Source organism: Arachnia propionica, assembly GCF_900637725.1.
Lineage (GTDB): Bacteria > Actinomycetota > Actinomycetes > Propionibacteriales > Propionibacteriaceae > Arachnia > Arachnia propionica.
In genome coordinates, this window is the sequence record NZ_LR134406.1 from 2,608,713 (window position 1) to 2,632,204 (window position 23,492).

Sequence of the window (23,492 nt, forward strand, 5' to 3'; positions counted from 1 at the left end):
CTGCTCCAGCGGCTTTGGTCACAACACATGCTGCTACACGAACAGCTCGGGCCAGCGCTCTATCAACGTCGAGCTTGTCGACCATGACGAGCCTTCTCCCCCTCAGTGCTCTGGGTTCGGACTACCTACCAGAAAGGCGATCGCCCACTACGACCGGGAGATCAGGCTCAGAGCCGGTTGAGCCAGCACGTGAGCATACCTCTTCCGAAGCTGGTTGAGCCGGACCACGACGAGCGAGCAGTCCGAGTCGAAACCACCCGGCACCCGACGAGCAAGTCTCCAGACACGCTCACCACGGTTTCGACACAATCAGCTCTCAGAGCGAGCAGGCCAGCTCACCAGCTTCGAGAAGATCCTCATGCGCTTGTTTTCTTGTCACCCGCCCCCCTGGAGCGCAAGCGAACGACGAGAAGGCAAGCGGATCCACAACCTTCACGCCCTCCTCTTGACATGTGACCATTAAGTCACATATTTTCTCGGGGTGGACATGGATGAGGTTTTCAAGGCCTTGGCGGACCCCACGAGGCGTGCACTGCTCGACCGGCTGTTCACCGAGGGAGGCCTAACCCAGACGGATCTGGAAAAGGACTTCGAGATGACGCGATTCGGCATCGCGAAACACCTGCACATCCTGGAAGAAGCAGGTCTGGTGACCACGCAGCGCGACGGCCGCGTCAAACGGCATTTTCTCAATCCTGTTCCGATCCACCAGATCCATGCCCGCTGGATCGACAAGTACACCGCCCACCAGGCATCCATCCTGGTGGAGTTGAAACAAGAGCTGGAGGATTCATGACATCCACACAGGTGCACCGCATCTTCATCAAGGCCGCTCCCGAGGCAATCTGGGAGGCCATCACGAAACCCGAATTCACCCGTCGCTACTTCTTTGGATCCAGCATCGACACGACCACGCAACCCGGCTCACCATGCGTCTATCGCTCGACCGACGCTCCCCTGGTCGACGGGGAGGTACTGGAATCGGATCCCAACCACAGATTCGTGATCACCTGGCGTTCGCTCTATCACCCACCTTCGGTGGACGAACCTGCCAGCCGTGTCACCTGGCTCATCGAGCCCCAGGAAGGCGGCCACTGCTGTCTCACCGTGATCCATGACCGCCTCGATAGTTCCCCGAACACGGCCAAGAACGTCGGGGCAGCCTGGATGTTCGTGCTCAGCGGCCTCAAAACGGTTGTGGAAACCGGGGAGAGCTGGTGATGCACGGATGAACCGCCACAGATCTTGCGGCCAGTAGCAAGAATCCGTGGCGATCCAGGTGTGGCCCCGGCCCGGGGAACATGGAGGAAGTCCCCGGTGCGGACCACCGCAGCCGCGGGCAGGATCGACGGGCGATCGCGGTTGGGACTGTGATCAGTTGTTTTCCAGGCGTTCGGCGATGAGGTCCACCAGCGCCCTGGCCACGTCATCCTTGCTGCCGGATGCCCGGGCCACCTCGCGACCCTGGGCGTCCAGAACCACGACCGCATTGGGCACGTCACCGAACCCGAGGGCGGGACCGACGGCGTTGACCGCCAGGAGGTCGGCGCCTTTCCGCCACGCCTTCGCGACCCCGTGGCTCAGCACGTCACCGTCCTCGTCGCCGGTTTCGGCCGCGAACCCGACCACGAGGGTCCGTCCGTCCTCGCCCCGGGGCGGGTCGGAGACCAGTCCGGCCAGGATGTCGGGGTTCTCCACCAGGGTGATCACGGGCGGCGGGACGGGGCCCGTCTCGTCGTCTTCCAGGCCGTGTTTCTTGATCTTCGCGGCCGAAACGGTGGCGGGCCGGTAGTCCGCGACCGCGGCGGCCATGACGACGGCGTCGGCGTCGGTGCAGAGGTGTCGCACGACGTCGTTGAGTTCCAGGGCCGTGTTCACCGGGATCACCTCGACGGAGGCCGGCAGCCGGGCCAGGATGCTGGCATCGACGTGCGCCGCAGCGAGGGTGACGCGCGCCCCGCGGACCGCTGCGGCCCGGGCGATGGCGCAGCCCTGCCGACCGGAGGAACGGTTCCCGAGGAACCGCACCGGGTCGATCGGTTCGCGGGTGCCGCCCGCCGAGACCACTACGCGCCGACCCTCCAGCCCGTTGGACCTGCCCTCGACATCCGAGCTCTCCAGCAGGGCCAGGGCCTCGGTGACGATCCGGTCGGGCTCGGGCAGCCTCCCAACTCCGGAGTCCTTGCCGGTCAGGCGCCCGGAGTCGGGGGTGAGCACCGTCAATCCTCTGCGGCGCAACGTGGCGACGTTCTCCTGGGTGGCCGGGTTGAGCCACATCTGGGTGTGCATGGCGGGGGCCAGCATCACGGGTGCGGTGGTGGTGAGGATCGTCGCGGTGAGCAGGTCGTCGGCCCGTCCCGCCGCGACGCGGGCCAGCAGATCCGCCGACGCGGGAGCGACCACCACGAGTTCCGCCCATTCCCCCACCGCGACGTGTTCGACAGCGGCGGGATCGTCGAAGACGCCCGACGACACCGGAGCGCCGGAGACAGCCGCCAATGCGGGAGCCCCAATGAATCGCAGCGCCGCCTCGGTGGGCACCGTCTTGACCTCGTGTCCGGCCTCCCGCAGCGCTCTGATGACGAAAGGGGCCTTGTAGGCAGCGATGGAACCGGCCACCCCGACGACGACGCGTCGCGGTTCGGCGGGTGTGAGCTCGGGAGTGTCTGACATGAAGCCATGATCCCACGTCCCCGGGCACGGGAATGGGTCTCGATGCCTCGTCACCCGCCCGGGAGATCCGGCTCGGATGACCTGAGAGAGGTCAATGGGTGGGCCGAGAGCCCGCAGGCCGCGACGCACAACAGGCATCCGACAAGCACCGCCACCTGCCCGGACAGGTCGGTGACACCCAGCAACATCACCCCGGCGAGGGTGGACACAGCAGCTCCGAGCACGGACATAACAGCTGCGATCCGTACCAGGTCGAGGGCTTCCTCACCTTGGGTACGGGCGGTCCCAGTCACCACGAAGACCCAGCAGGCACAGGCATCGAAGCCAGCAGCCAGCACCAGGGTGAGTGGCAGGCTCGAACTGAGATGCAGACACACCAGGAGGATGAGTGCCCCGAGGAGCGGCACGACCAGGATCAGCCGCGATGCGTCCATTCGCGGGATGAGCCGCCCCGCGATGAGCGCTGTCGGGATGCTGCCGAGCGAGGTGGCGGCGATCACCATCCCGGACATGCTCGGCGACAACCCAAGAATTTCCAGACGGACCGAGGCCACCGGCACGCACAGCATCGTCAGCAACGACACGGTGAGCACCGCAGCCGAAACGTGCCGACGTTCCCTGCCCTCGAAAGGCACCAGGAACCACGACAGACCCCGACGACCCCGCGGTCGCGGTCGGGATTGAACCGATGCCACGATCATGTAGCGCCATCTCAAGGCTGCCACTAGGAGATACAGGGAGCCTGCGACCACCAGCGCGAGTCCGGGCTGCCACGACAGGAGCATCCATGTGGCCAACAGCGGTGCCACGAAACTGGTCAGGGAGTCGGCGATCTCGAGCTGGGCCTGCGCGCGTCCCATCCATGACGCCGGCACCACGGCCTTGACGGTGGCCCCGAACACGACCGTCTGAACGCCGGCCGCCGCCCCGAGCAGGACCCCCGCGACAATGACCCCCACCTGCACCACCGACACCGGGCCCCCACTCATGAACACCAGGCCCAGGCCGGCCATCGCGATGCCTGTCAGAAGGTTACTTCCCCCCAACCATGGAAAGGCGGGCCACCGTGACACCCACCGTCCAGCACCCCAACTGGTCAGTGGACGCGCACATCCGGAACTCCACAGATACAGCGCAGCCCCCTGCAGATCCCCGAAAACCAACAGCGACAGGGCGGGCACCGCGGTGTCGAGCCACCGGTCCCCGGCAATCGAGAGAACATACGAACCAAGGAACGTGCGCCAACGACCACTCATCACTGCCATCACACAACTGTCCCTTCACCTCATGGCACACCAGAATCGCAGCACCCCCTGCGACCGAGCACCTGCGACGACGTGTCCGAGCCCGATGCCAGGCAGCCGGACCACTCACCCGGGTGGGAGGAATACGTCAATGGTCCCGGGAGCGCATTGTGTTCACGTCGTCGAGGAGGGTTTCGCCCCGCGCCGTCCCAATGCCGGGACCGCACGGGGCGAAGACCGTGGTGCGTGCGTGATCAGTTCATTCCACGACGTCGTCGTCAACCCAGTCGAGGGTCTTGGTGACGGCCTTCTTCCAGTTGCGGTACAGGCGATCGCGTTCGGCCTCGTCCATCTCCGGACCCCAGCGCTTGTCCTCGGCCCAGTTGTCGATGACGTCCTGCTCACCGCCCCAGAAACCGACGGCGATGCCCGCCGCGTAGGCCGCGCCGAGCGCCGTGGTCTCGGCGACGACGGGACGCACCACGTCGACGCCGAGCTGGTCGGCCTGGAACTGCATGAGGGTTTCGTTGGCGGTCATGCCGCCGTCGACCTTCAGCTCGGTCAGTTTCACACCCGAGTCGGCCTCCATGGCGTCCAGCACCTCGCGGGTCTGGAAGGCCGTGGCTTCCAGAACGGCACGAGCGATGTGACCACGGTTGACGTAGCGGGTGAGACCCACCAGCGCGCCGCGCGCGTCGGCCCGCCAGTAGGGGGCGAACAGACCCGAGAACGCGGGCACGATGTAGGCGCCACCGTTGTCGTCGACCGTCGCCGCGAGGGTCTCGATCTCGGGGGCGGAGTCGAACATCCGCAGGTTGTCACGCAGCCACTGCACCAGCGACCCCGCCACCGCGATGGAACCCTCCAGCGCGTAGATGGGTTTCGCGTCGCCGATCTTGTAGCACAGCGTCGTCAGCAGCCCGTTCTTGGAGGGGACGATCTCCTCGCCGGTGTTCATGAGCATGAAACAGCCGGTGCCGTAGGTGTTCTTCGCCATGCCCTTCTCGAAACAGGCCTGCCCGAAGGTCGCGGCCTGCTGGTCACCGAGGATGCCTGCGACCGGAACACCGGCCAGAAGACCCTGCGGACGACACACGCCGTAGACCTCGGCCGACGACCTGATCTCCGGCAGCATCGACATCGGGATGCCCATGTCGGCAGCGATGGAGGGCTCCCAGTCGAGGGTCTTGAGGTTCATCAGCATGGTGCGGGAGGCGTTGGTGACGTCGGTGACGTGCACACCACCGTTCACACCCCCGGTGAGGTTCCACAGCACCCAGGTGTCCATGGTGCCCATCACCAGGTCGCCGGCCTCGGCGCGTTCCCTGGCACCCTCGACGTTGTCGAGGATCCACTTGACCTTCGGCCCGGAGAAATAGGTGGCCAGCGGCAGCCCGACGATCTCCTTGTACCGGTCGGCTCCCTGCTCACCGCCGAGCTCCTCGACGATCTTCTGGGTGCGGGTGTCCTGCCAGACGATGGCGTTGTAGACGGGCTCACCGGTTTTCCTGTCCCACACGAGAGTGGTCTCGCGCTGGTTGGTGATACCGACCGCGGCCAGGTTCTCCTTGTTCAGCTGCGCCTTCGCGAGAGCCTGGGCGACGACCTCACGGACGTTGTCCCAGATTTCGGCGGCGTTGTGCTCCACCCAGCCGGCGCGGGGGAAGATCTGTTCGTGTTCCTTCTGCCCCACGGCGACGATGCGGCCTGCGTGGTCGAAGATGATCGCGCGCGACGAGGTGGTTCCCTGGTCAATGGCGAGCACGTATTTGGTGTCTGTCATGTGATGGCTCCTTCGTGAAACGCCGGTATCTTTTCGGGGCTGGGTTGGATCACTGCAGCGGGAAAACCAGCAGCGGGGCTGCCAGCAGACCACCCAGCAGGCCGCCGATCATGGGTCCGACGACCGGGACCCAGGAGTAGCTCCAGTCGGAATCGCCTTTGCCCTTGATGGGCAGGATGGCGTGCATGATGCGGGGACACAGGTCCCTGGTGGGGTTGATGGCATATCCGGTGGGGCCGCCGAGGCCGGTGCCGATGACGACGATCAGCAGGGCGACACCGAACGCACCCAGCCAGCCGAGGTTGACCGCATCGCCCTTGGTGTTGGTGGTGTAGAGACCCGATGCGATGACCACGAAGACCAGCACGAAGGTGCCGATGATCTCGGTGAGGAGGTTGAACAGCGGGTTGCGGATGGCGGGTGCCGTGCAGAACACACCGAGCTTGGCGCCCTGGTCGGGTTCCTCGTCGAAGTGCTGCTTGTAGGCCACCCAGCACAGGAAGGCACCAATCAGCGATCCGACGAACTGGCCGCCGAGGTAGGCCATCACCGTGCCGAAGTCCATGGCGGGCTTTCCCTGGGCGATGTCATTGACGAGCAGACCGATGGTGACTGCCGGGTTCAGGTGGCCACCGGACTTTGCGGCGGCGATGACACCCACGAACACCGCGAGGCCCCACCCCCAGTTCACGAACAGAAAACCTGTTCCTTGTCCCTTGGACTTGGTCAGCGCGGTGTTGGCGACCACGCCGCAGCCGAGGAGGATCAGCAGCATCGAACCGACTGCTTCCGACAGGAAGATGGCGAACATCTCTAGAACTCCAGTTCTGACTACTTTGTCACGGGCGACGCCAGGGCGGCACCCTGCGAGGATTGACGAGGCGGGACCTCGTCACCGTCCGAACCATTCGAACAGGCACAGCCAAGCGCTTTCACCGGGAAAAACGCAAGATTCGTGCACGTTCATGCATGACTTTTTGAGCACGGTGCACGAACCATCCGCCCGTTCACCCGGTTTGCTCACAGTCGAAGGAAACCACCGGGTGGGCTGCTCGACCCGGGATGGAAAGGCCAGCCAAACCAGGATTCGCCACCCCATTCCTTGGTCACCGAGGCCGGGGAAAGCCGCCGCTGCCCGCGTCCCTCACCGGTCACACACCCATTCGAAGACGTCGACGGCCTCCCTGCGACCGCCGGCCCGGACCAGCAGATGGAAGGCCGCGCGGGCCATGGCGTCGTGGATCGGCACCACCGCACGGCCAAGCGGCCGGGCCGCGAAGAAGGGTGCATCGGTGACGAAATAGGGAAGCGACGAGCTGCGCGTGAGCTGCTCGAAGACGGCACGGTCCTCCTGCACTACGAACTCCGAGTTCGGGAAGTGTTCGTCGCACAGCCCACGCCAGAATCCGATGCCCTCGAAGAGCAGGAAGGTCTCGCCGTCGAGTTCGGCCGTTCCCACGCTCGGCCTCGTCGCGAGCGGATGCCCGACCGGTAGTACGACGGAGAGGTTCTCCACCATGAGCAGGCACGAACGCGTCACCGGCTGGGCCGCGGGGTGCAGGGTGATACCGAGATCGGCTCCCCCACTTAGAACACCGGCTTCCACCTCGTCCTCGGGGAGCATCCGGGACGTCAGAACGAGTTCCGGGAAACGCTCCGTCATGAGCGCGGTCAGCCGCCACAACGGCGCAGGCGCGACAGTCCCCACCCGCAGCGCGCGGGTGCGGCGGACCAAGTCCTCCAGAGCACCGCGCATCGCCTGCTCGTCGCGGAGAAGCTGGCGTGCGTGTTCGAGGGCGACACGGCCGGCATCGTTGAGCACGAGACGGCGCCCGGCACGGTCGAAGAGCCGCAGACCGAGTTCGGTCTCCAGGCGCCCCAGCGAGCGAGACAGGGCGGGTTGCGAGATGTGCAGGACGCGGGCGGCGGCGCTCATGGTGCCCTCGCGTGCAATGGCGTCGAGCTGTCTCAGCTGCTCCAGTTCCACACCCAATTCCTCCGTACCGCAGCGGTGGCGGTTCGCACCCCAGCTCATGCACTTCGTGCATCAACCGATTCGATATTTGCATTTTACAAAGCCAGGTTTCCGGCGAGAATTGATGCAGCAGGGCCAGAATTCCCTACCACCCGATACCGGGAAAGTTGCCGCTCTTCGTCACCACATCCAAGGACTACTCCCAGCAGACCCGACCGCCTCACACCACCGGAAGGACACCACCATGCTCCGCAAGACTCTCAACAACGGCGTCGAGATGCCCATGCTCGGCTACGGCGTCTTCCAGACCCCGCCCGAAGAGACCGAACGCTGCGTGACCGAGGCCCTCGACGTCGGCTACCGGCTCATCGACACCGCCCAGGCCTACGACAACGAGGAGGACGTCGGTGCCGCCGTGCGCGCCAGCGGCATTCCCCGCGAGGAGGTCTTCATCACCTCCAAGATCTGGGTGGCCAACATGAACTACGAGCGGGCGGCCGCCTCCATCGACGAGTCGCTGCGCAAGTTGGACACCGACTACATCGATCTGATGCTCCTGCACCAGGCGATGGGCGACTACCCCGGCGCCTACCGCGCCATGGAGGACGCCTACAAGGCCGGCAAGCTGCGCGCCATCGGGGTGTCCAACTTCTACCCGGAGCGCCTTGTCGACGTGGCCCTGCTCGCCGAGATCCCGCCGGCGATCAACCAGATCGAGACCCACCCCTTCCGCCAGCAGGACGCGGCCCACGAGGTGATGACCGAGTTCGGCGTAGCCCACGAGGCCTGGGCGCCCTTCGCCGAGGGCCAGAACAACGTCTTCACCAACCCGGTGCTCACCGGGATAGGTGAGAAGCACGGCAAGAAGCCCGGGCAGGTGATCCTGCGGGCGCTGATGCAGAAGGACGTCATCGTCATCCCCAAGACGACTCACCGCAACCGCATGGAGGAGAACTTCGACGTCTTCGATTTCGAGCTGCACGCCGAGGACCTGGCGGCCTTCGCCGCACTCGACGACGGTAGCCTGCCGCGCATCTTCGACCACTACGACCCCAAGGCGGTCACGTGGATGCTCCGCGACTACGTCAAGAACAACCAGCTGGGCGGCGGAACGCTGTACTGAGAGCGCCGCTTCGTCCATGCGATCTGTGCTGACACGCAGGGAACTCGGTCTCGCGACGGGAGGCACCGTGGCGGCCGTCATCCTCGCGGCCGTCACGAGTTGCTCCCCGGCCTCGGGCACGCAGCCCACTGAAAACCCGGGCCCACGCACAGCAGGAAGTGAGGGAGCCGTGAACGGTGACACGCTCATCGCCGATGTCATCGGCAACCCGCTGCTGGAGGACTACGGCCTTTTCCTGTTCCCCATCACCTTCAAACCGCCCCGGCCCGGTGACACCCTGGCCGACGTGGCCGGTCTGCTCACCTGGTACTCCTTCGTAAACACGGCCACCACGGTCGACGTCATCAGCGACCTGTTGCAGCGGCGAGCCAACGGGGAGACGGTCTTCTACAACATCTACACGGAGGCCGAGAAGGCCGCCGACCCGAGCCTGGAGGATACCGGGCTGTTCATCTTCCCCGCCCAGGGTGTGCCGGAAGGCACCAGGCCGCGCGTGGCCGTGTGCAGCGCGGGCGGTGGTTTCGCCTACGTGGGTTCCATCCACGACTCGATGCCGCACGCCCTGTGGCTCTCGCGCCACGGCTACACGGCCTTCACGCTGCAATACCGCCCGAGTCTTCGGAACGGTTGCGCGGACCTGGCCCGCGCCGTCTCCTTCATTCACTCCCGCGCCGATGAGCTCGGCGTGGACCCCGCCTGCTACTCGCTGTGGGGCGGCTCCGCGGGAGCGCGCCTGGCCGCCTCCCTCGGCTCCCACGGCCCCTCCCGGTTCGGGGGCGATGACGTGCCCGGTCCGGGCACCGTCGTCATGCAGTACACGGGGTTCTCGGAGATCTCCGGGACGGAACCGCCGACCTACGCCTGTGTCGGCACTGCGGACGGGATAGCTCCCTGGCGCGCCATGCAGGCACGCACCGACGCCATCGCGGCCGCGGGGACGCCGTCGGAGTTCCACGCCTACGACGGTCTGCCCCACGGCTTCGGGCTCGGCATCGGGACCGCCGCCGAGGGTTGGATCGAGGATGCCGCCGCTTTTTGGCAGGCGCGGATCGACGCCGCCGGTCCGTGACCCGGAACCGGCCGGCACGCAACAGAACTATTAGGGAAACGGAGATGACCATCACGAGACGCACCTTCACCGCTGGCATCGGCGCACTCTTCGTTAGCCACACCGTCAGCGGATGCACCGATCCGGCCACGGATTCCGGCAACCCCGCCGCCTCGAGCACCGGCCCTTCCGGTGTCCGGGAACTCGTCACCATGGACCAGCCGGACTTCACCGGGGTGGACCTCGGCCATGTCAGCCCCGACCCGACCGGCATCGAAGCAACAGTCGCGACGGCGACGGTGGATCCGTCCCGCCGTCAGTGTCTGTTCCTGTGGGAGGAGGGCAATGCGCCCACCACCACGGGGCCCGGCAGCGGTGGCCACGACCCGGCGGGCTTCCGCCCCACGGTGACGAGCGTGCCCACCACGGGAAACACCACCGTCAAGGGGGCTGTGCTCCTGTGCGCAGGCGGGGCTTTCGCCCTACGCGGGGACAACTCGGACTGCTACCCGACGGCCGCACGACTGTCCGCGCTCGGCTACCACTGTTTCATCGTCGACTACCGCGTGCGGCCCCACACGCAGGCCGAGGCCGGCTGCGACCTGGCCCGCGCCACCCGGTTCGTACGCGCCCGCGCCGCCGACTACAGCCTGCCCAGCGCGCAACACATCGCGCTGGGCGGCTACTCCGCCGGCGGCATCCTGTGCGGCGAAACGATCCTGAATTGGTCCGGATCCACATCCCCGACCGAACTCGACGCCGACTACACACCGGACGCGCTCGACGCCGTGAGCGCCGACGCCGCCGCAACCGCGATGATCTATTCCTTTTACGGCCGCCTGTCCGTGGCGGAACTCGATCCGAACCGCCTCACCGGAGCCGTTCCTACTTACTACTGCTACGGCACCAAGGACCCCTTTTACGACCAGTTCGAGGCGCAGGCGAAGGTTCTGGCGGGATCCGGTGTCACGCTGCGAGCCCGTGTGCTCGACGGCTGGCCGCACGGTTTCGGCGCCGAGGGCGGATGGATTGAGGAGTACGACGCCTTCCTTCAGCAGGCATTCGCATCTGCCTGACGTCCATCACCGCCTCGGCGCGACCGCCTCGACATCACCCAAGCAGCCCAGTCGAGCACAGGCCAAACAATTCTCACGGAAGGAATACCAGCATGTCCGCCTCCCGCACCGTCCTCGTCATCGGCGCCACCGGCCAGGTGGGCCGCGTCGTCGTCGAGGAGGCCTTGACCCGTGGCCTGAGCGTCAGGGCCCAGTCCCGCAACGCCGCCCGGGCCGCCAGCTCCCTGCCCGCCGAGGCGGAGATCGTAGAGGCCTCCCCCACCGACGCCGCCTCACTGGCCGCGGCACTCAACGGCGTCGACATCGTCATCCTCACCCACGGCGGGGACTCCGACCTGGAGCACAACTACTACGCCGTCCTGCCCGCGCTGCTGGATGCGCTCGCCGGTCGGCCGGAGGTCTACATCAGCCTGATGACATCCATGTACATCTCCCACCCGTCGGGCGAGTCCTGGGACTGGAAGCGCCGCGCCGAGCGGCTGGTACGCGCCTGCGGCCACCCCTACACGATCGTCCGCCCCGGCTGGTTCGACTACCAGGGGGCGGAGGACACCCAGATCGACCTGCGCCAGGGCGACCTCGTCGGGGGACAGCCCGGCGTGGACCGCCACCACATCGCCCAGGTGCTCATCGAGGGTGCACTCAACCCCTCGGGCGAGCATCGCACCGTCGAGGTCTTCTCCCGGCCAGGGGCACCGGTCACCGACTTCGAGACGCTGTTCGCCGCCACGCAGCCGGACACGGTCGCCGACCGCGGCGCCCTCGACCAGGACCTCGTACCGCTCGGCGATGAGTCCGCCCGCGTGCAGGCTGATCTCGCCCGCCTCGGCGCCTGAACGGCACCCCAGCCGCACACTCGACTAACGACCCTCAATGACAAGGACTTTCATGATCCTCTTCGTCAATGGCAGCCCGCACCGCGACGGGCGCACCGCCAGGATGGCGGCCGACCTGCTCGCGGGGCTCGACTACGAAACGCTGAACCTCATCGACTATCGCATTGAGCCCCTGTACTCCGCCCAAGCGGACGGAGACCGGTTCGAGCAGGTGCGGGCGCGGATTGTCACCGCGGACGTCATCGTGCTGGGCACGCCCGTGTATTGGCACTCGCTCGGCGCCCTGCCCCGGACCCTCTTCGAGCGCATGTATGGTGCGCCGTCGGCCGGGCTGGCGGGCCGGAAGCTCGCGTTCTTCACCCAGGGCGACCAGCCCCGCACCGAGCCCGGAATGGGGGCGACCACGTACACGATCACGCGCTTCGCGGTCCTGTACGGCCTAGACTTGATCGGAACCGCCTTCGGCGCCGGGGACCTGCCCGCCTTGCGCAAGGCGATCGACGCGGCGGCATGAAATATCACGAGTGAAGGGATGAGCCTTGATGCACATTCGACCAGAGCAGTCCCGACGGCGCCCCCACCCGCAGGAACCTCCTGGCGGGCGCACTGGCCGGAATTGGCAACTGACAGGAGGGCAGGCGCTTCTCGGAGGACGCGACTACCGCCGAAGTCACCGAATGGGTGACGAGTTTCGCCCTCTGACCGGTCCGACGGCGCGTTAGACACCTACGCACCACACCCTCCGTGCGCGCGGCCCGCGCCGAGCAAAGTCAACAGCCAACTAAAGAACTAAGGAGCACACAAGCAATGAGCGATACCGCGACCACTATTCCCACCCGCGCCCTTATTCCCACCCGCGCCCTGGCGAACGGCGTCGAGATGCCGGTCCTCGGATACGGCGTCTTCCAGACCCCGCCGGAGGAGACCCTGCGCTGCGTGCACGAAGCTCTCGAGGTCGGCTACCGGATGATCGATACCGCCCAGTCCTACGCCAACGAGGAGGAGGTCGGCGCCGGCCTGAGAGACTCCGGTCTGGCCCGGGAGGACGTCTTCCTGACGACGAAGATCGCCCCGGTCAACCTCACCCAGGAGCGGGCCGCCGCCTCCATCGACGAGTCCCTCCGCCTGCTTGGCACGGACTACATCGATCTGATGCTCCTGCACCAGCCGATCGCCGACTTCCCCGGCGCGTACCGCGCCCTGGAGGAGGCCTACCGAGCAGGCAAGCTGCGCGCTATCGGCGTGTCCAACTTCTACCCGGACCGCCTGGCGGACATTGCCCTGCTCACCGAGGTCCCGCCGATGGTCAACCAGGTGGAAACCCATCCCTTCCGCCAGAACGCCGAGGCGCATGAGTTCATGACCTCGCTCGGCGTGGTCCACGAGGCCTGGGCGCCCTTCGCCGAGGGCAAGAACGGCATCTTCACCAACCCGGTGCTGACCGCTATCGGCGCGAAACACGGGAAAACCGCCGGGCAGGTGACGCTGCGCGCGCTGATCCAGCAGGACGTGATCGTCATCCCGAAGTCGGTGCGCCGGGCCCGCATGGAGGAGAACCTCGACGTGTTCGACTTCTCCCTCGACGAGGAGGACATGGCCGCCTTCGCCGCCCTGGACGACGGCTCCTTCCCGCGTATATTCGATCACCACGACCCGAAGATGATCGCTTGGCTGGTCAACGAACGCATCCGCAAGGCCGACCCATCCGGCGCGGCCCTCTACTGACACACCAGCGGTTCCCCGCCCACCGGAGGGGGCGACAACGGACCGAAGCTTCGTGGGGAACAATCCCCTGCGCATACCCGAGGGAAACAACCATTTCTCGTTCCGCGTACCGGGAAGCCATGACGGTTCGAATGGGAACGAAGAACCAATGAGAGCACAGGCGGACTGATCCTTAAGCACCCTGCCCCGAAAGCATCCGGACCACCACGCACCAGGCGTCATCGCCGAAGACTTTGGGTAACGTCCCAGAGCAACCCCGGGATGGTTCAACTCCACGCGAAACACACGGAACGCCTACTCGTTGCTTCCACCACAAGCAGCGGCCCCCATGATCGCATCCGCCTCACGGAAGCGATCCAGACAGGCGATCACTTGCGGGGTCCACGGTACAACCAATCCTTGGCGCCCCACACGATCCGGATCCAACCAATTTGTATTACGTAATACACTGTTGTCATGGGTAAGCGGATGATTCAGGGACGCGAGGTCTCGGATGCTCAGGTTCAGGCATGGGCAGATGAGGCCGAAGCGGGCTATGACGTTGAGGAGTTGCAGAAGCGTTGGGGACGCCCACCACGGGCGGGAAGCGCCTCCCGGGTGGTGCCGACGCGATTCTCCGACGAAGAGCTGGCCGAGTTGATGGCGCGCGCCGAGCGTGAGGGCCTGGACCGCTCCGCTGCGATCCGGGCTGCCGTGCGCGAGTGGGCTCGCGCGTGATCGTCGCCCCGTCCGCTCGTAAACACGGGATCAGCGACGAGGACGCGATCACTGCCGCGCGGTCAGCACTGGCAGGCGGACCACTGGATGACGAGAACCCGCAGCGTGAATTGAGGATCGGGCTGGATACGGCAGGCCGCCTCCTGGAAATCGTCGTGTTGCTGTGGGATGACGGTGAAGTCGAGATCATTCACGCGATGAAAGCCAGAGCCGCGTATCGACGACTCGTGTCCTGAATCAGCCCGCCAAAGGCCTCCACCCTGCAACTCTGCCATGAACCAGAATTGGCCCTGGAGCTCACGTGTCGAGGTGAGCCAACAGCGTCGGAATGAACTCCTGGTAGCGGTGAAAGACACCACCGTGGCCAGCGTCGGGGTAGATGACCAAGGTGCTGTTGGGAATGCGCTGGCGCATGTCCTCGGACAACGAGATCGGAACCATGCGGTCATAGTCGCCATTGGCGATGAGAGTGGGAGCCGTGATCCTGGACAGGTCATGCGACTGCTGACGACCCCAGCCCTTGATCGCGGCGAGCTGAGCGCGAAATGCCCCCAGGGTCATGGGGGTGTCCCGATCCATGACCCGTTCGCGAATCCGGGCGAGGTAGTTGCGTGCTGCCGCCTTGCCCTCGGGCGTACGCGGAAAGAAGAGGAACTCCTTGGCGTCGGTGCGGGCCAGTACTGCACGCAGCATGTCGATGTAGACGTAGGCCGCACCGGTGGGCCGGTTGATGCCCCTGCCTCCGGCTGGGCCCGTGCCGGTCAGAACGAGCCGTCGAACCAGACTCGGGGCCTCGAGGGCGACCTGCTGGGCAACGAATCCTCCAAGCGAGAATCCCACGAGGTCGATCCGGGTCAGACCCAGCGCGGAGATGAAGGCCCGGGCGGCATCGGCCATGCCTTTGCTGGTGCGCGGAACGCGTCCCGTGGAGCCTCCGACACCGGGCAGATCGACAGCGATGACGCGACGCCCGGCGGCGAGGGCGTCAACGATGCGCGGATCCCACTCGTCGAGGGTGGCCCCAAGGTGAGTGAGCAGCACGGTCGGCATCCCACCATCGACCCCGAGGTCACGGTAAGCGATGGTCTCGCCGTCGACCCGGATGCGTCGGGTGGGGGCGGAGGTCCATCGGGTGGCGCGTTCTCCAGTGGCGACGTTGATCTCAGGCATGGGTCGTGGCCTCTTCCGGGATGGTGGTGACAAGGACCTTGCCGCGGACTCCTCCGGCCAGCAGCTGATCGAGTGCCTCGGAAGTGTCGTCGAAGGGCAGGACCCGATCGACAGCGGGTTTGATGACGCCGTCATCGACGAGCCGGGCAATGATGCGCAGCGCCTCACCATCGGGTTCGATGAACAGGAACCGGTAGCGCGCGCCGAGTTTACGGGCCCGGCGACGCAACCGGAGGCTGAGGGCGGACAGGGCGAGTTTGACCAGCGAACCGGCCCCGGCCTGGTCGGCCAGTGCCGGGTCGGGCGTTCCGGCGATACCGATCAGGATCCCGTCTCGGCGCAGCACCTCAAGCGACCGGAAGCTCACCTCACCCCCCTGGGTGTCGACGACGATGTCAACGGGTGTGTTGGTCAGCTTCTCGACGAAGTCGTCGTTGCGGTAGTCGATGATGATGTCCGCGCCGAGCTCCTTGACAGTTTCAGCGCTGGCCGCCGAAACCGTGGTGGCGACAGTGGCCCCCAGATGTTTGGCGAGTTGAATGACGGCCGAGCCGACACCGCCGGCGCCGCCGTGGACCAGGACCGTCTGACCCGGCTGAAGGTGACCGATCGTCACGAGCGCCTGCCAGGCGGTCAGCGCGACAACCGGCAATGCAGCTGCTCGAGCCAGCGGAATGCCACGAGGCGCGGGCGCCAAGGTCTCGGCGTCGACCGCGACGATCTCGGCCCAGGTTCCCATGCCGACCACGCCGGTGTAGCCGTAGACCTGATCCCCGACGGCGAACTCCGTGACCTGATCCCCGACGGCAACCACCTCGCCGGAAAGCTCCCCGCCCATCACCTTCGGCAGGTCGAGACGAAAAACGGCCTTGAACTCACCGACACGGGTGCGTTCATCGGCGTGATTGACACCGGAGGCGACCATCCTCACGAGCACTTGGCGCGGACCGGGTTCGGGGACGGGCATGTCGACGGCGCGCAGTGATTGACCGTATCTCTCCAGAACAAAGGCTTTCATGGCGTCCTTCCTGTGCCGCGAAACCCGGCAACTGGTTGCAATGTGTTATCAGTTGAAAACCAGAGTAGAGTAGGCGGTAACAAAATGCAACTACCAGCGAGGATGCCCGATGATTCCCCAGCCCCGCTCACACTGTCCGATCAATCGGAGCCTCGAAATGCTCGGCGACCGGTGGAGCCTGCTGATCCTGCGTGACATCGTCCTGCACGACCGACGCTCCTTCCGTGACCTGCTCACCGGCAGCGAGGAGCGCATCAGCGCCCCCGTGCTCTCACGTCGACTGACCGATCTCGTCGCAGCAGGCTTCCTCACCAAGGACGAAGTCACTCGTGGCAAGCAGGGCAGGTACTCGCTGACCGAACAAGGCATGGCGACAGTGCCGCTGCTGATCGAACTCGGACGGCTCGGCGCACGAATCGACCCGACGACCGCGCACAACGCACCCGACCTGGGCTCCGACCACGATGGCTTCGCCGAGCGACTCTCCGCACTTCGCAAAGCCCACATCGGAACGTGACCGAAGCTTTGTTCACCGCCGCCGTCTCACCCACCCCGCCATGACCGTCGTCGGTCACACATCAGGACCACGTTTCTTCGCCCTCTTGAAGTCCTTTCTGCACTCGCTCGAGAGGGCGGTCTTGAGCACGTGCAGTTCCAGGTCATTGCGCAGGCCAGTGACGCCCCGATAGCGCTTTGCGGTTCCTGCGGCAATCGCTGCATCGGCCTCCTCGTGGGCGCTCCGCTATCCGGCCTGCGCGGAGCGGTAGTACATGACCGCCACCTGGGTGCGGTTGCGCAGGCCCAGTTTGGCCAGGATCGAGCTGATGTGGTTGCGCACCGTGCCTTCGCTCATGAACAGCCTCGCCGCCACTTCGGCGTTGTCCAGCCCCTCGGCGACGGCCTCGACCACCTCGTACTCGCGGTCGGTCAGGGCCGCGAAGACGGTGCCCCTCAGGGGTTTGTTTTGAGGACCGCCCGGTTCCGGCCGGGCGCTCAGCCGCATGGTGGCGCTGCGTTCGAGCACCTCCCCCTCCAGCACGCACACCCCGGCCATCACCGATCACAGCGCCGGGGCGATCTGGGCGACGTCCTGTTTGATGAGGTAGCCGCGCGAACCCATCCTGAGGGCCCGCACGATGTACTCGTCGTCGGAGAAGGTGGTCAGGAAGACGATGCGCGCAGCCACGTCCCCGGCCAGGATCCGTTCGGCCGCGCTGAGCCCATCGCCGCCGGGCATCTGGATGTCCATGAGCAGGATGTCGGGTTTCAGCTCCCGGTACTTCTCGATGGCCTCGGGGCCCGAACGACCCAGGCCGACTACCTCGACATCGGCCTCGACCGACAGGATCGTGGACAGCGACTGGGCGACGAGCGCGTCGTCGTCGACGATGAGGACCTTCATGACTTTCCTTCTCTGCCTGCTGCGTCCCTGGGGATCGTGGCGAAGACCGTGAACCGCGGCCGCGGGGTGATCCGCACCCTACCGCCCAGAGCCTCGACCCGCTCGGTCATGGAACGCAGACCCAGGCCTGCATTCTTGTCGCCGTCCAAGAGCGGTTCGTCCTCGGGCGGGACGATGCCGTCGTTGTCGACCGTGACCTGCCAGAAAGCGGGATAGTCGGTGACCGCCACCCGCGCGGAGGCGGCTCGGCCGTGGCGGGCGGCATTGGTGAGTGCCTCGCGCACCACTGCGACGACGCAGCGCGCCACCGCCGGTGGGGGTTCGGTCTGCGTGGAGCAGTCGACCTCCACCTTAGCGATGCCGCAGCGCGAGCCCAGCAGGTTGAGGGAGGTTGCCAGCTCCTCGCCCTCCTCGGACAGGGCGTGGACGGATCGGCGCATGGAGTCGAGGGCCTCGTCGAGGTCCGAATCCAAGGTGGCGAGATCGGCGACGACGCCCGGTTCGTCGCGGTGGGTGACCTGGAGGGCCTTGACCCGCAGCAGGAGGCGGGTGAGGACGTGCCCGACGCCGTCGTGGATCTCGCGGGCGATCCGGGTGCGCTCTGACAGGGCGGCGGCACGCAGTTCGTGGTCCTGGGCCCGCAACAGCCGGGCGTTTACGTCCTGCAGTGCGAGGACCTTCTCCCGCAGGTCGTCGCGCATCGCGTGCAGGCGCGCTCGCGTGGTCTCCTCCTCGGTGGTGCGCAGCGCCAGAAGGGCCGCGAGCGCGCAGATCACCGGGACGAGCGCCAGCACCGGCGTTCCCGGCACCCGCCCGGCCACGAACACCAGGAACGGTGCGCAGCCGATCGCAGCCACCACCCGCTGCCGCCGGGTCCCGAGGGCTGCGATGCGCGCCAGGTCGTGGACGGCCAGCGGCGCCCCCGCTACCGACGCCGTCGCGAGGGTTCCGAGCAGGAGGTAGCCGGCCGGAACGGCAACGACCCAGCGCCACCGGTCAGTAGCCATGCTCAATCCGCTCGTGGCCACGGCCAGGAGCAGCCAGATCACGGCGACCGCGTCCACCTCACCGGCGAGCAGCGCCAGCAGGACGCAGCCGCACAGGATCACGCCTTTGTCGACCAAGACCTTCACGCCCCGATTATCGGCGATCACCAGCACTCCCGGGCCCGGCGCTCCTGTTTCCGGGGCCCGTGACAAAGCTCATGACAGATGTCATGGCTGCCCGCTCAGCTCATGACAGCAAGCACTTCTGCCGCGACCAGCGCGGCGGAAGCATGGGGTCATGAGCCGGAAACACCGGCGGGAACCGAGGAGCTGAGATGGAACTCAAGGGGAGCATCCGGGATGCGGATCAGGCCGTGGAGGTCGAGTCCCTGGTCAAACGCTACGGGGAACTCGTCGCGGTGGACGGCCTGTCCCTGAGGATTCCGCGCGGCCAGGTGCTGGGTCTGCTCGGCCCCAACGGCTCGGGCAAGACGACGACGATCAGCTGCATCCTCCAGCTGCTCACCTACGACAAGGGGGCGATCCGGGTTTTCGGCCAGCCCATGACGCCCACCGCCTACGGACTCAAACGCCGTATCGGTGTGGTGCCCCAGGACGTCGCGGTCTTCGACGAGCTCACCGTGGCGGAGAACATCAACGCCTTCTGCGCCCTGTACGTGCGCGACCGCGCCACCCGTCGCCGCCTGGTCGACGAGGCGATCGCTTTCGTGGGCCTGGAGAAGTTCGTGAAATTCAAGCCCAAGAAGCTCTCCGGCGGTCTGCTGCGCCGCCTCAACATCGCCTGCGGCATCGCCCACGGCCCCGACCTCATCATCCTGGACGAGCCCACTGTCGCCGTCGACCCCCAGAGCCGCAACGCGATCCTCGACGGCATCAAACGCCTCAACGAGCAGGGCGCCACCATCATCTACACGAGCCACTACATGGAGGAGGTGGAGCAGCTGTGCCACCGGATCGTCATCATGGACCGCGGCAGGCAGGTCGCCTCCGGCACCTCCGACGAACTCAAGGCCATGATCGGCACCGGTGAGCGCATCCGGGTGGAAATCGCGGACCCGGTCCCGCTGGGTGAGGAAGCCCTGGAAGGTCTGCGCCGACTGGAACACGTGCGCACCGCCACCTACCGGGAACCGGAGGTACTCGTCGAGTGTTCTCCCGGGGCGCACAACCTCTCCGACGTCATGGGGGCGCTGGCCGCGGCGGGGGCCACCTGCGGCCGGGTGACCTCCGAACCCCCGACCCTCAACGATGTCTTCCTGGAAATCACCGGGCGGGCCCTGCGGGACGAGGCGGCCTGAGATGCTGACTGTCTTCTCCCACCAGGTGCTCAGGCTCCTGCGCGACAAGACCCTGCTCGTGTGGACGCTCGGTTTCCCGATCGTCTTGTCCTTCATCTTCATGGTGCAGTTCTCCAACCTGGAGGAGGCCTACGAGGCCAGCCCCATGAGCTTCGGAATCGTCCAGGACGAGGCCTACCGGGCGGCTCCCGGCCTGGACGCCCTCGTGGAGCGGATCTCCGCCGATGATGCCGACCCTCACCTCATCACCAGGGTCACCCACTCCACCGCATCCGAGGCCGAGGCCGCCGCGAAACGCGGGGACACGAACGGCTACCTCGCCGTCAAGAACGGCGATCCCGTGCTGCACGTGACCCAGAAGGGTGACGCGCAGGAGTCCCTGCGGGTCCTGCGGGTGGTCATGGACTCCTACACCCAGACCCGGGCCGAGCACGAGGCTCTCATCGAGGCCGGGACACCACCGGAGCAGGTGGCTTCCCTTCAAGCCGGGCATGGTTTCACCCAGTCGGTCTCGGTGACGCCGGCTCCCGTCAAACCCGCGACCCGCTACTACTTCGCGCTGCTGGCCTTCGCCAGCGGCATGGGCACGACCGTCGCGATGATCGCCGTGCAGGGCATCATGGCCACCTCACCCCTGGGAGCACGGCAGACCATGGCAGGCCTGCCTCGGTGGAAAGTGCTCACGGCCACGCTCGCGGCCTCGTGGGTGTGTGTCCTGGCCTGCCTGCTCATCGCCTTCGCCTTCATCGCGACGGTGGTGGGGGTGGACTTCGGACCGCACCTGCCGCTGTGCCTGGTGGCGATCGGGGTGGCCAGCCTCATGTCGAGCGCGGCGGGCGCCGCGCTGGGAACGTTCGGGAGGCTGGGGGTCGGGATGGTCTCCGCGATCACCTGCCTGCTGTCGCTGTTCACCGGCCTGTACGGCCCCGGGGCACAATCCCTGGCCGACTCCGTCGAACGCAGCACCCCGCTGCTGGCGCAGGCCAATCCCCTGTGGCAGGCCTCCCGCTGCTTCTACGGGCTGCTCTACTACGACTCCCCGGAGCCCTTCGCCCGCAGCTGCGCGGCCCTGCTGGGCATGACCTGCCTGTTCCTCACCATCGCCCTGATCCGTGCCAGGAGGATGAACCATGAGCACCTTTAAGACCTCGTTGAAAGTGGTGGCGGCCCATCGGCTCTACATCCTGATCTACCTGGTGGCGCTGTCCCTGCTCGGCCTGCTCGCCGGAGCGACCCAGGCCGGGAGTTCCTCCGACCAGGTCAAACAGGCCACGGCGAGCGTCGCCGTCATCGACCGCGACGGCTCCACGATCTCCCGCGGGGTCAGGGACTACGTCGAGTCCGTCGGCGAGGCGAGGCCGCTGGAGGACTCCAGGCAGGCCATCCAGGACGCCACCGCGCAGAACCGCATCAACTACATCCTGATCATCCCCGCCGGATACGGGCAGCGGCTCCAGGAGGCCATCCGCCAGGGCACCGAGCCGCCCCGGATGGACACGGTCATCGGATACGAATCGGCCGCGGGATCGCTGATGAACGTGCGCACCGACTCCTATCTGGGGCAGGTCGCCGACTATCTCTCGACGCTCACCGAGGACCCGGACCGGGCCGTGTCCCTGGCCAGGGACACGATGAACCACTCCGCCCCGGCCGAGCGGGTCGCCCAGGACGCGACGCCCCTGCCTTACGGTCTCATCGTCTACGCCAAGTTCTCCATCTACCCGATCATGGCCTTCGCGATCGTGACGATCTCGACGCTCATGGCGTCGCTGGGGCGCCGGGCGGTGCGTTCTCGTCTCACCGCGGCACCGGTGAGCAGCAGGTCCCGCAACCTCGGGGTCATGGGCGCCTGCCTCGTCATAGGCCTGATCGGGTGGCTGTGGATCTTCGGATTGGCCGTCGCGGCCTTCGGGGCCAGTGCAGTGACGACGTCGGCGCCGCTGCTGGGGGTCGTCGGAGCGGCCCTGGGTGCCTACATGCTCGTGGCGGTCTCGCTCGGATTCCTCATGGGCCAGTTCGGCCTGGGCCAGAACGCGGCCAATGCGGTAGCCAACATCGGCGGCATGGCGCTGTCCTTCCTGGCCGGGACCTGGGTCTCCATCGAGTGGATGCCCGATGCCGTCGTCCAAGCCGCCAGGCTCACGCCCGGTTACTGGGCGACCCAGGCGATCTCGGGAGCGTTCACCGCCACCTCGATGTCCGCCGACGTCATCGGCCCCCTGCTCGCCAACTGCGGGATCTGTGCCCTGTTCGCCGTCGCGATCTTCGCTGTCGCCATGGCCGTGGGCCGCACCCGGGCGCGGTCATCGCTGTGAGACATCCTCGGGGCGGGCCAGCGGGCCCACGAGCTCGTGGGCCCGGTAGGGCTCGTCGAGGAAGGCGATCTCCTCCCCGGTCAGTGTCAGGTCGAAGGCCCGCACGGCGTCATCGACGCGGCCCGGCCGCGAGCAGCCGACGATGGGAGCGGCCACACCCCTGGCCCACAGCCAGGCCAGGGCGACGTCCGCCATCGCCACTTGGTGACGCTGGGCGAGTTCGGCGACTCGTTCAATGATGGGCATGTCGGTCTCACGCCCACGGTCATATTTGCCGCGCATGGTGGCGTCGCTGGTGGAACGCACGGAGTCGGAGTCCCATGTGGGTCGGGTCAGGTGCCCGGAGGCCAAGGGGCTGTAGGGGGTCAGCGACATGTCGTACTGGCGGCATACGGGGATCATTTCCCGCTCATCCTCGCGGTAGAGCAGGTTGTAGTGGTTCTGCATGGAGGAGAACCGGGTCCAGCCGTGGGCATCGGCGGTCACCTGCATGGTGTGCAACTGGTAGGCATACATGGACGACGCCCCCAGGGCCCGCACCCTCCCGGAGCACACGAGAGCATCGAGGGCCTCCAAGGTCTCCTCGACCGGGGTGGCGTAGTCGAAACGGTGGATGATGTACAGGTCGAGGTAGTCGGTGCCCAGACGCTTCAAGGTGCCGTTGATCTCCCGTTCAATGGCCCCACGCGACAGGTGCCCCTCGTTGAAGTAGACCTTGCTCGCCAGCACCACGTCCTCACGTTTGACGCCGAGGTTCTTCAGCGAGGTTCCGATGAACTCCTCGCTCGTGCCGTGGGAGTAGACGTTCGCGGTGTCGATGAAGTTGACGCCCAACTCCAGAGCGCGGGCGATCACCGCTTGGGTGGCTTCCTGGTCGATGACCCACTGGTGAAAGTCCGGGAAGACCTTCCCAAAGCTCATACCCCCGATGCACAGCCGGGGGATGGTGATGTCCGTGGTGCCGAGTCGGGTGTATTCCATGTCCAGTCTCCTTCGGTGCGTGAGTCGGGCGTATCGGGAGCGCCCCGGTCCAGCTGCCCCGGGCGGTGCCTCGCGGCCAGGTTCTGGCAGACCCCCTCGCG

Annotated in this window: 25 protein-coding genes; 14 read left to right on the plus strand and 11 right to left on the minus strand. The window is 66.5% G+C overall.

Translation table 11 applies throughout. The annotated features are described in order from the left end of the window. Positions 1-487: 487 nt before the first annotated feature. Positions 488-796, plus strand: coding sequence for an ArsR/SmtB family transcription factor (locus EL272_RS11650; protein WP_061787968.1), 309 nt, complete (start codon positions 488-490; stop codon positions 794-796). Continuing rightward, entirely contained in the window at positions 793-1,221 is a 429-nt protein-coding gene (locus tag EL272_RS11655; RefSeq protein ID WP_041696657.1) for an SRPBCC family protein, read from the plus strand. Before EL272_RS11650 ends, EL272_RS11655 begins: the two co-directional genes overlap by 4 nt. Before the next feature lie 153 nt (positions 1,222-1,374). Here EL272_RS11655 and coaBC read toward each other — a convergent pair whose 3' ends face one another. The 5 genes from coaBC to EL272_RS11680 all read right to left on the minus strand — a co-directional run bounded on the left by coaBC (position 1,375) and on the right by EL272_RS11680 (position 7,735). After that, the gene (coaBC, locus tag EL272_RS11660) at positions 1,375-2,673 is read right to left on the minus strand and encodes a bifunctional phosphopantothenoylcysteine decarboxylase/phosphopantothenate--cysteine ligase CoaBC (protein WP_061787969.1); all 1,299 of its coding nucleotides are present in this window, start codon (positions 2,671-2,673) and stop codon (positions 1,375-1,377) included. 50 nt (positions 2,674-2,723) lie between these two features. After that, positions 2,724-3,938: an MFS transporter gene (locus EL272_RS11665; RefSeq protein ID WP_342352993.1), complete on the minus strand. Its 1,215-nt coding sequence runs from the start codon at positions 3,936-3,938 to the stop codon at positions 2,724-2,726. Between the two features lie 238 nt (positions 3,939-4,176). Beyond that, on the minus strand, positions 4,177-5,700 hold the full coding sequence (gene glpK, locus EL272_RS11670) for a glycerol kinase GlpK (protein WP_061787971.1): 1,524 nt from the start codon (positions 5,698-5,700) through the stop codon (positions 4,177-4,179). A 49-nt stretch (positions 5,701-5,749) separates the two neighbouring features. After that, positions 5,750-6,511: an MIP/aquaporin family protein gene (locus EL272_RS11675; protein WP_014847412.1), complete on the minus strand. Its 762-nt coding sequence runs from the start codon at positions 6,509-6,511 to the stop codon at positions 5,750-5,752. A gap of 333 nt (positions 6,512-6,844) precedes the next feature. Beyond that, positions 6,845-7,735 (minus strand): LysR family transcriptional regulator, encoded by an 891-nt coding sequence (locus EL272_RS11680; RefSeq protein WP_197720260.1) that lies wholly within the window; start codon positions 7,733-7,735, stop codon positions 6,845-6,847. Between the two features lie 184 nt (positions 7,736-7,919). On the opposite strand from EL272_RS11680, the gene EL272_RS11685 reads away from it, so the two are divergent. From EL272_RS11685 to EL272_RS15780, 8 genes are all read left to right on the plus strand, one after another. Beyond that, complete coding sequence (locus tag EL272_RS11685) at positions 7,920-8,798, plus strand: aldo/keto reductase (protein WP_014847414.1); 879 nt, start codon at positions 7,920-7,922, stop codon at positions 8,796-8,798. A 16-nt stretch (positions 8,799-8,814) separates the two neighbouring features. After that, complete coding sequence (locus tag EL272_RS11690; RefSeq protein WP_197720261.1) at positions 8,815-9,867, plus strand: alpha/beta hydrolase; 1,053 nt, start codon at positions 8,815-8,817, stop codon at positions 9,865-9,867. Positions 9,868-9,911: 44 nt separating this feature from the next. Then, positions 9,912-10,922, plus strand: a complete 1,011-nt coding sequence (locus EL272_RS11695) for an alpha/beta hydrolase (protein ID WP_014847416.1) — start codon at positions 9,912-9,914, stop codon at positions 10,920-10,922. A 92-nt stretch (positions 10,923-11,014) separates the two neighbouring features. After that, entirely contained in the window at positions 11,015-11,758 is a 744-nt protein-coding gene (locus tag EL272_RS11700) for an NAD(P)H-binding protein (RefSeq protein WP_014847417.1), read from the plus strand. A gap of 52 nt (positions 11,759-11,810) precedes the next feature. Further along, positions 11,811-12,272 carry a flavodoxin family protein gene (locus tag EL272_RS11705; RefSeq protein ID WP_061787972.1) on the plus strand — a complete coding sequence of 154 codons (462 nt, stop codon included), beginning with the start codon at positions 11,811-11,813 and terminating at the stop codon, positions 12,270-12,272. 293 nt (positions 12,273-12,565) lie between these two features. Then, positions 12,566-13,483 (plus strand): aldo/keto reductase, encoded by a 918-nt coding sequence (locus EL272_RS11710; RefSeq protein ID WP_014847419.1) that lies wholly within the window; start codon positions 12,566-12,568, stop codon positions 13,481-13,483. 456 nt (positions 13,484-13,939) lie between these two features. Next, positions 13,940-14,200, plus strand: coding sequence for a ribbon-helix-helix protein, CopG family (locus tag EL272_RS11715; protein WP_041696659.1), 261 nt, complete (start codon positions 13,940-13,942; stop codon positions 14,198-14,200). Beyond that, on the plus strand, positions 14,197-14,436 hold the full coding sequence (locus EL272_RS15780) for a BrnT family toxin (RefSeq protein WP_174525746.1): 240 nt from the start codon (positions 14,197-14,199) through the stop codon (positions 14,434-14,436). The genes EL272_RS11715 and EL272_RS15780 overlap by 4 nt, the downstream gene beginning before the upstream one ends. Before the next feature lie 61 nt (positions 14,437-14,497). On the opposite strand, the gene EL272_RS11725 is transcribed toward EL272_RS15780, so the two are convergent. Both EL272_RS11725 and EL272_RS11730 read right to left on the minus strand, forming a co-directional pair. Further along, complete coding sequence (locus tag EL272_RS11725) at positions 14,498-15,370, minus strand: alpha/beta fold hydrolase (protein ID WP_014847422.1); 873 nt, start codon at positions 15,368-15,370, stop codon at positions 14,498-14,500. Next, positions 15,363-16,388, minus strand: coding sequence for an NADP-dependent oxidoreductase (locus tag EL272_RS11730; protein ID WP_061787973.1), 1,026 nt, complete (start codon positions 16,386-16,388; stop codon positions 15,363-15,365). The genes EL272_RS11725 and EL272_RS11730 overlap by 8 nt, the downstream gene beginning before the upstream one ends. Before the next feature lie 109 nt (positions 16,389-16,497). On the opposite strand from EL272_RS11730, the gene EL272_RS11735 reads away from it, so the two are divergent. Continuing rightward, on the plus strand, positions 16,498-16,905 hold the full coding sequence (locus EL272_RS11735; RefSeq protein ID WP_014847424.1) for a winged helix-turn-helix transcriptional regulator: 408 nt from the start codon (positions 16,498-16,500) through the stop codon (positions 16,903-16,905). Positions 16,906-17,130: 225 nt separating this feature from the next. Here EL272_RS11735 and EL272_RS15785 read toward each other — a convergent pair whose 3' ends face one another. Genes EL272_RS15785 through EL272_RS11745 form a run of 3 tightly spaced genes read right to left on the minus strand, consistent with a single transcriptional unit; the run spans position 17,131 to position 18,944 of the window. Beyond that, a complete protein-coding gene (locus EL272_RS15785; protein WP_244926073.1) occupies positions 17,131-17,442 on the minus strand; it encodes a response regulator transcription factor in 312 nt (103 codons plus the stop codon). A 6-nt stretch (positions 17,443-17,448) separates the two neighbouring features. Continuing rightward, positions 17,449-17,790 (minus strand): response regulator transcription factor, encoded by a 342-nt coding sequence (locus tag EL272_RS15790; protein WP_244926074.1) that lies wholly within the window; start codon positions 17,788-17,790, stop codon positions 17,449-17,451. Continuing rightward, positions 17,787-18,944 (minus strand): sensor histidine kinase, encoded by a 1,158-nt coding sequence (locus tag EL272_RS11745; RefSeq protein WP_197720262.1) that lies wholly within the window; start codon positions 18,942-18,944, stop codon positions 17,787-17,789. Before EL272_RS11745 ends, EL272_RS15790 begins: the two co-directional genes overlap by 4 nt. A gap of 167 nt (positions 18,945-19,111) precedes the next feature. Here EL272_RS11745 and EL272_RS11750 point away from each other — a divergent pair, with 167 nt between their 5' ends. Genes EL272_RS11750 through EL272_RS11760 form a run of 3 tightly spaced genes read left to right on the plus strand, consistent with a single transcriptional unit; the run spans position 19,112 to position 22,410 of the window. Then, positions 19,112-20,095, plus strand: a complete 984-nt coding sequence (locus EL272_RS11750) for an ABC transporter ATP-binding protein (protein WP_061787974.1) — start codon at positions 19,112-19,114, stop codon at positions 20,093-20,095. 1 nt (position 20,096) lies between these two features. After that, the gene (locus EL272_RS11755) at positions 20,097-21,239 is read left to right on the plus strand and encodes an ABC transporter permease (RefSeq protein ID WP_061787975.1); all 1,143 of its coding nucleotides are present in this window, start codon (positions 20,097-20,099) and stop codon (positions 21,237-21,239) included. Then, the gene (locus EL272_RS11760; protein WP_174525747.1) at positions 21,226-22,410 is read left to right on the plus strand and encodes an ABC transporter permease; all 1,185 of its coding nucleotides are present in this window, start codon (positions 21,226-21,228) and stop codon (positions 22,408-22,410) included. The genes EL272_RS11755 and EL272_RS11760 overlap by 14 nt, the downstream gene beginning before the upstream one ends. Here EL272_RS11760 and EL272_RS11765 read toward each other — a convergent pair. Beyond that, entirely contained in the window at positions 22,399-23,391 is a 993-nt protein-coding gene (locus EL272_RS11765; protein ID WP_061787976.1) for an aldo/keto reductase, read from the minus strand. The genes EL272_RS11760 and EL272_RS11765 overlap by 12 nt on opposite strands. Positions 23,392-23,492: the final 101 nt, after the last annotated feature.

Coding starts and splice junctions, on each gene's coding strand:
- EL272_RS11650 (WP_061787968.1), top strand. CDS start 488: ATGGATGAGGTTTTCAAGGCCTTGGCGGACCCCACGAGGCGTGCACTG.
- EL272_RS11655 (WP_041696657.1), top strand. CDS start 793: ATGACATCCACACAGGTGCACCGCATCTTCATCAAGGCCGCTCCCGAG.
- coaBC (WP_061787969.1), bottom strand. CDS start 2,673: ATGTCAGACACTCCCGAGCTCACACCCGCCGAACCGCGACGCGTCGTC.
- EL272_RS11665 (WP_342352993.1), bottom strand. CDS start 3,938: ATGGCAGTGATGAGTGGTCGTTGGCGCACGTTCCTTGGTTCGTATGTT.
- glpK (WP_061787971.1), bottom strand. CDS start 5,700: ATGACAGACACCAAATACGTGCTCGCCATTGACCAGGGAACCACCTCG.
- EL272_RS11675 (WP_014847412.1), bottom strand. CDS start 6,511: ATGTTCGCCATCTTCCTGTCGGAAGCAGTCGGTTCGATGCTGCTGATC.
- EL272_RS11680 (WP_197720260.1), bottom strand. CDS start 7,735: ATGAGCTGGGGTGCGAACCGCCACCGCTGCGGTACGGAGGAATTGGGT.
- EL272_RS11685 (WP_014847414.1), top strand. CDS start 7,920: ATGCTCCGCAAGACTCTCAACAACGGCGTCGAGATGCCCATGCTCGGC.
- EL272_RS11690 (WP_197720261.1), top strand. CDS start 8,815: ATGCGATCTGTGCTGACACGCAGGGAACTCGGTCTCGCGACGGGAGGC.
- EL272_RS11695 (WP_014847416.1), top strand. CDS start 9,912: ATGACCATCACGAGACGCACCTTCACCGCTGGCATCGGCGCACTCTTC.
- EL272_RS11700 (WP_014847417.1), top strand. CDS start 11,015: ATGTCCGCCTCCCGCACCGTCCTCGTCATCGGCGCCACCGGCCAGGTG.
- EL272_RS11705 (WP_061787972.1), top strand. CDS start 11,811: ATGATCCTCTTCGTCAATGGCAGCCCGCACCGCGACGGGCGCACCGCC.
- EL272_RS11710 (WP_014847419.1), top strand. CDS start 12,566: ATGAGCGATACCGCGACCACTATTCCCACCCGCGCCCTTATTCCCACC.
- EL272_RS11715 (WP_041696659.1), top strand. CDS start 13,940: ATGGGTAAGCGGATGATTCAGGGACGCGAGGTCTCGGATGCTCAGGTT.
- EL272_RS11725 (WP_014847422.1), bottom strand. CDS start 15,370: ATGCCTGAGATCAACGTCGCCACTGGAGAACGCGCCACCCGATGGACC.
- EL272_RS11730 (WP_061787973.1), bottom strand. CDS start 16,388: ATGAAAGCCTTTGTTCTGGAGAGATACGGTCAATCACTGCGCGCCGTC.
- EL272_RS11735 (WP_014847424.1), top strand. CDS start 16,498: ATGATTCCCCAGCCCCGCTCACACTGTCCGATCAATCGGAGCCTCGAA.
- EL272_RS15785 (WP_244926073.1), bottom strand. CDS start 17,442: ATGGCCGGGGTGTGCGTGCTGGAGGGGGAGGTGCTCGAACGCAGCGCC.
- EL272_RS15790 (WP_244926074.1), bottom strand. CDS start 17,790: ATGAAGGTCCTCATCGTCGACGACGACGCGCTCGTCGCCCAGTCGCTG.
- EL272_RS11750 (WP_061787974.1), top strand. CDS start 19,112: ATGGAACTCAAGGGGAGCATCCGGGATGCGGATCAGGCCGTGGAGGTC.
- EL272_RS11755 (WP_061787975.1), top strand. CDS start 20,097: ATGCTGACTGTCTTCTCCCACCAGGTGCTCAGGCTCCTGCGCGACAAG.
- EL272_RS11760 (WP_174525747.1), top strand. CDS start 21,226: ATGAGCACCTTTAAGACCTCGTTGAAAGTGGTGGCGGCCCATCGGCTC.
- EL272_RS11765 (WP_061787976.1), bottom strand. CDS start 23,391: ATGGAATACACCCGACTCGGCACCACGGACATCACCATCCCCCGGCTG.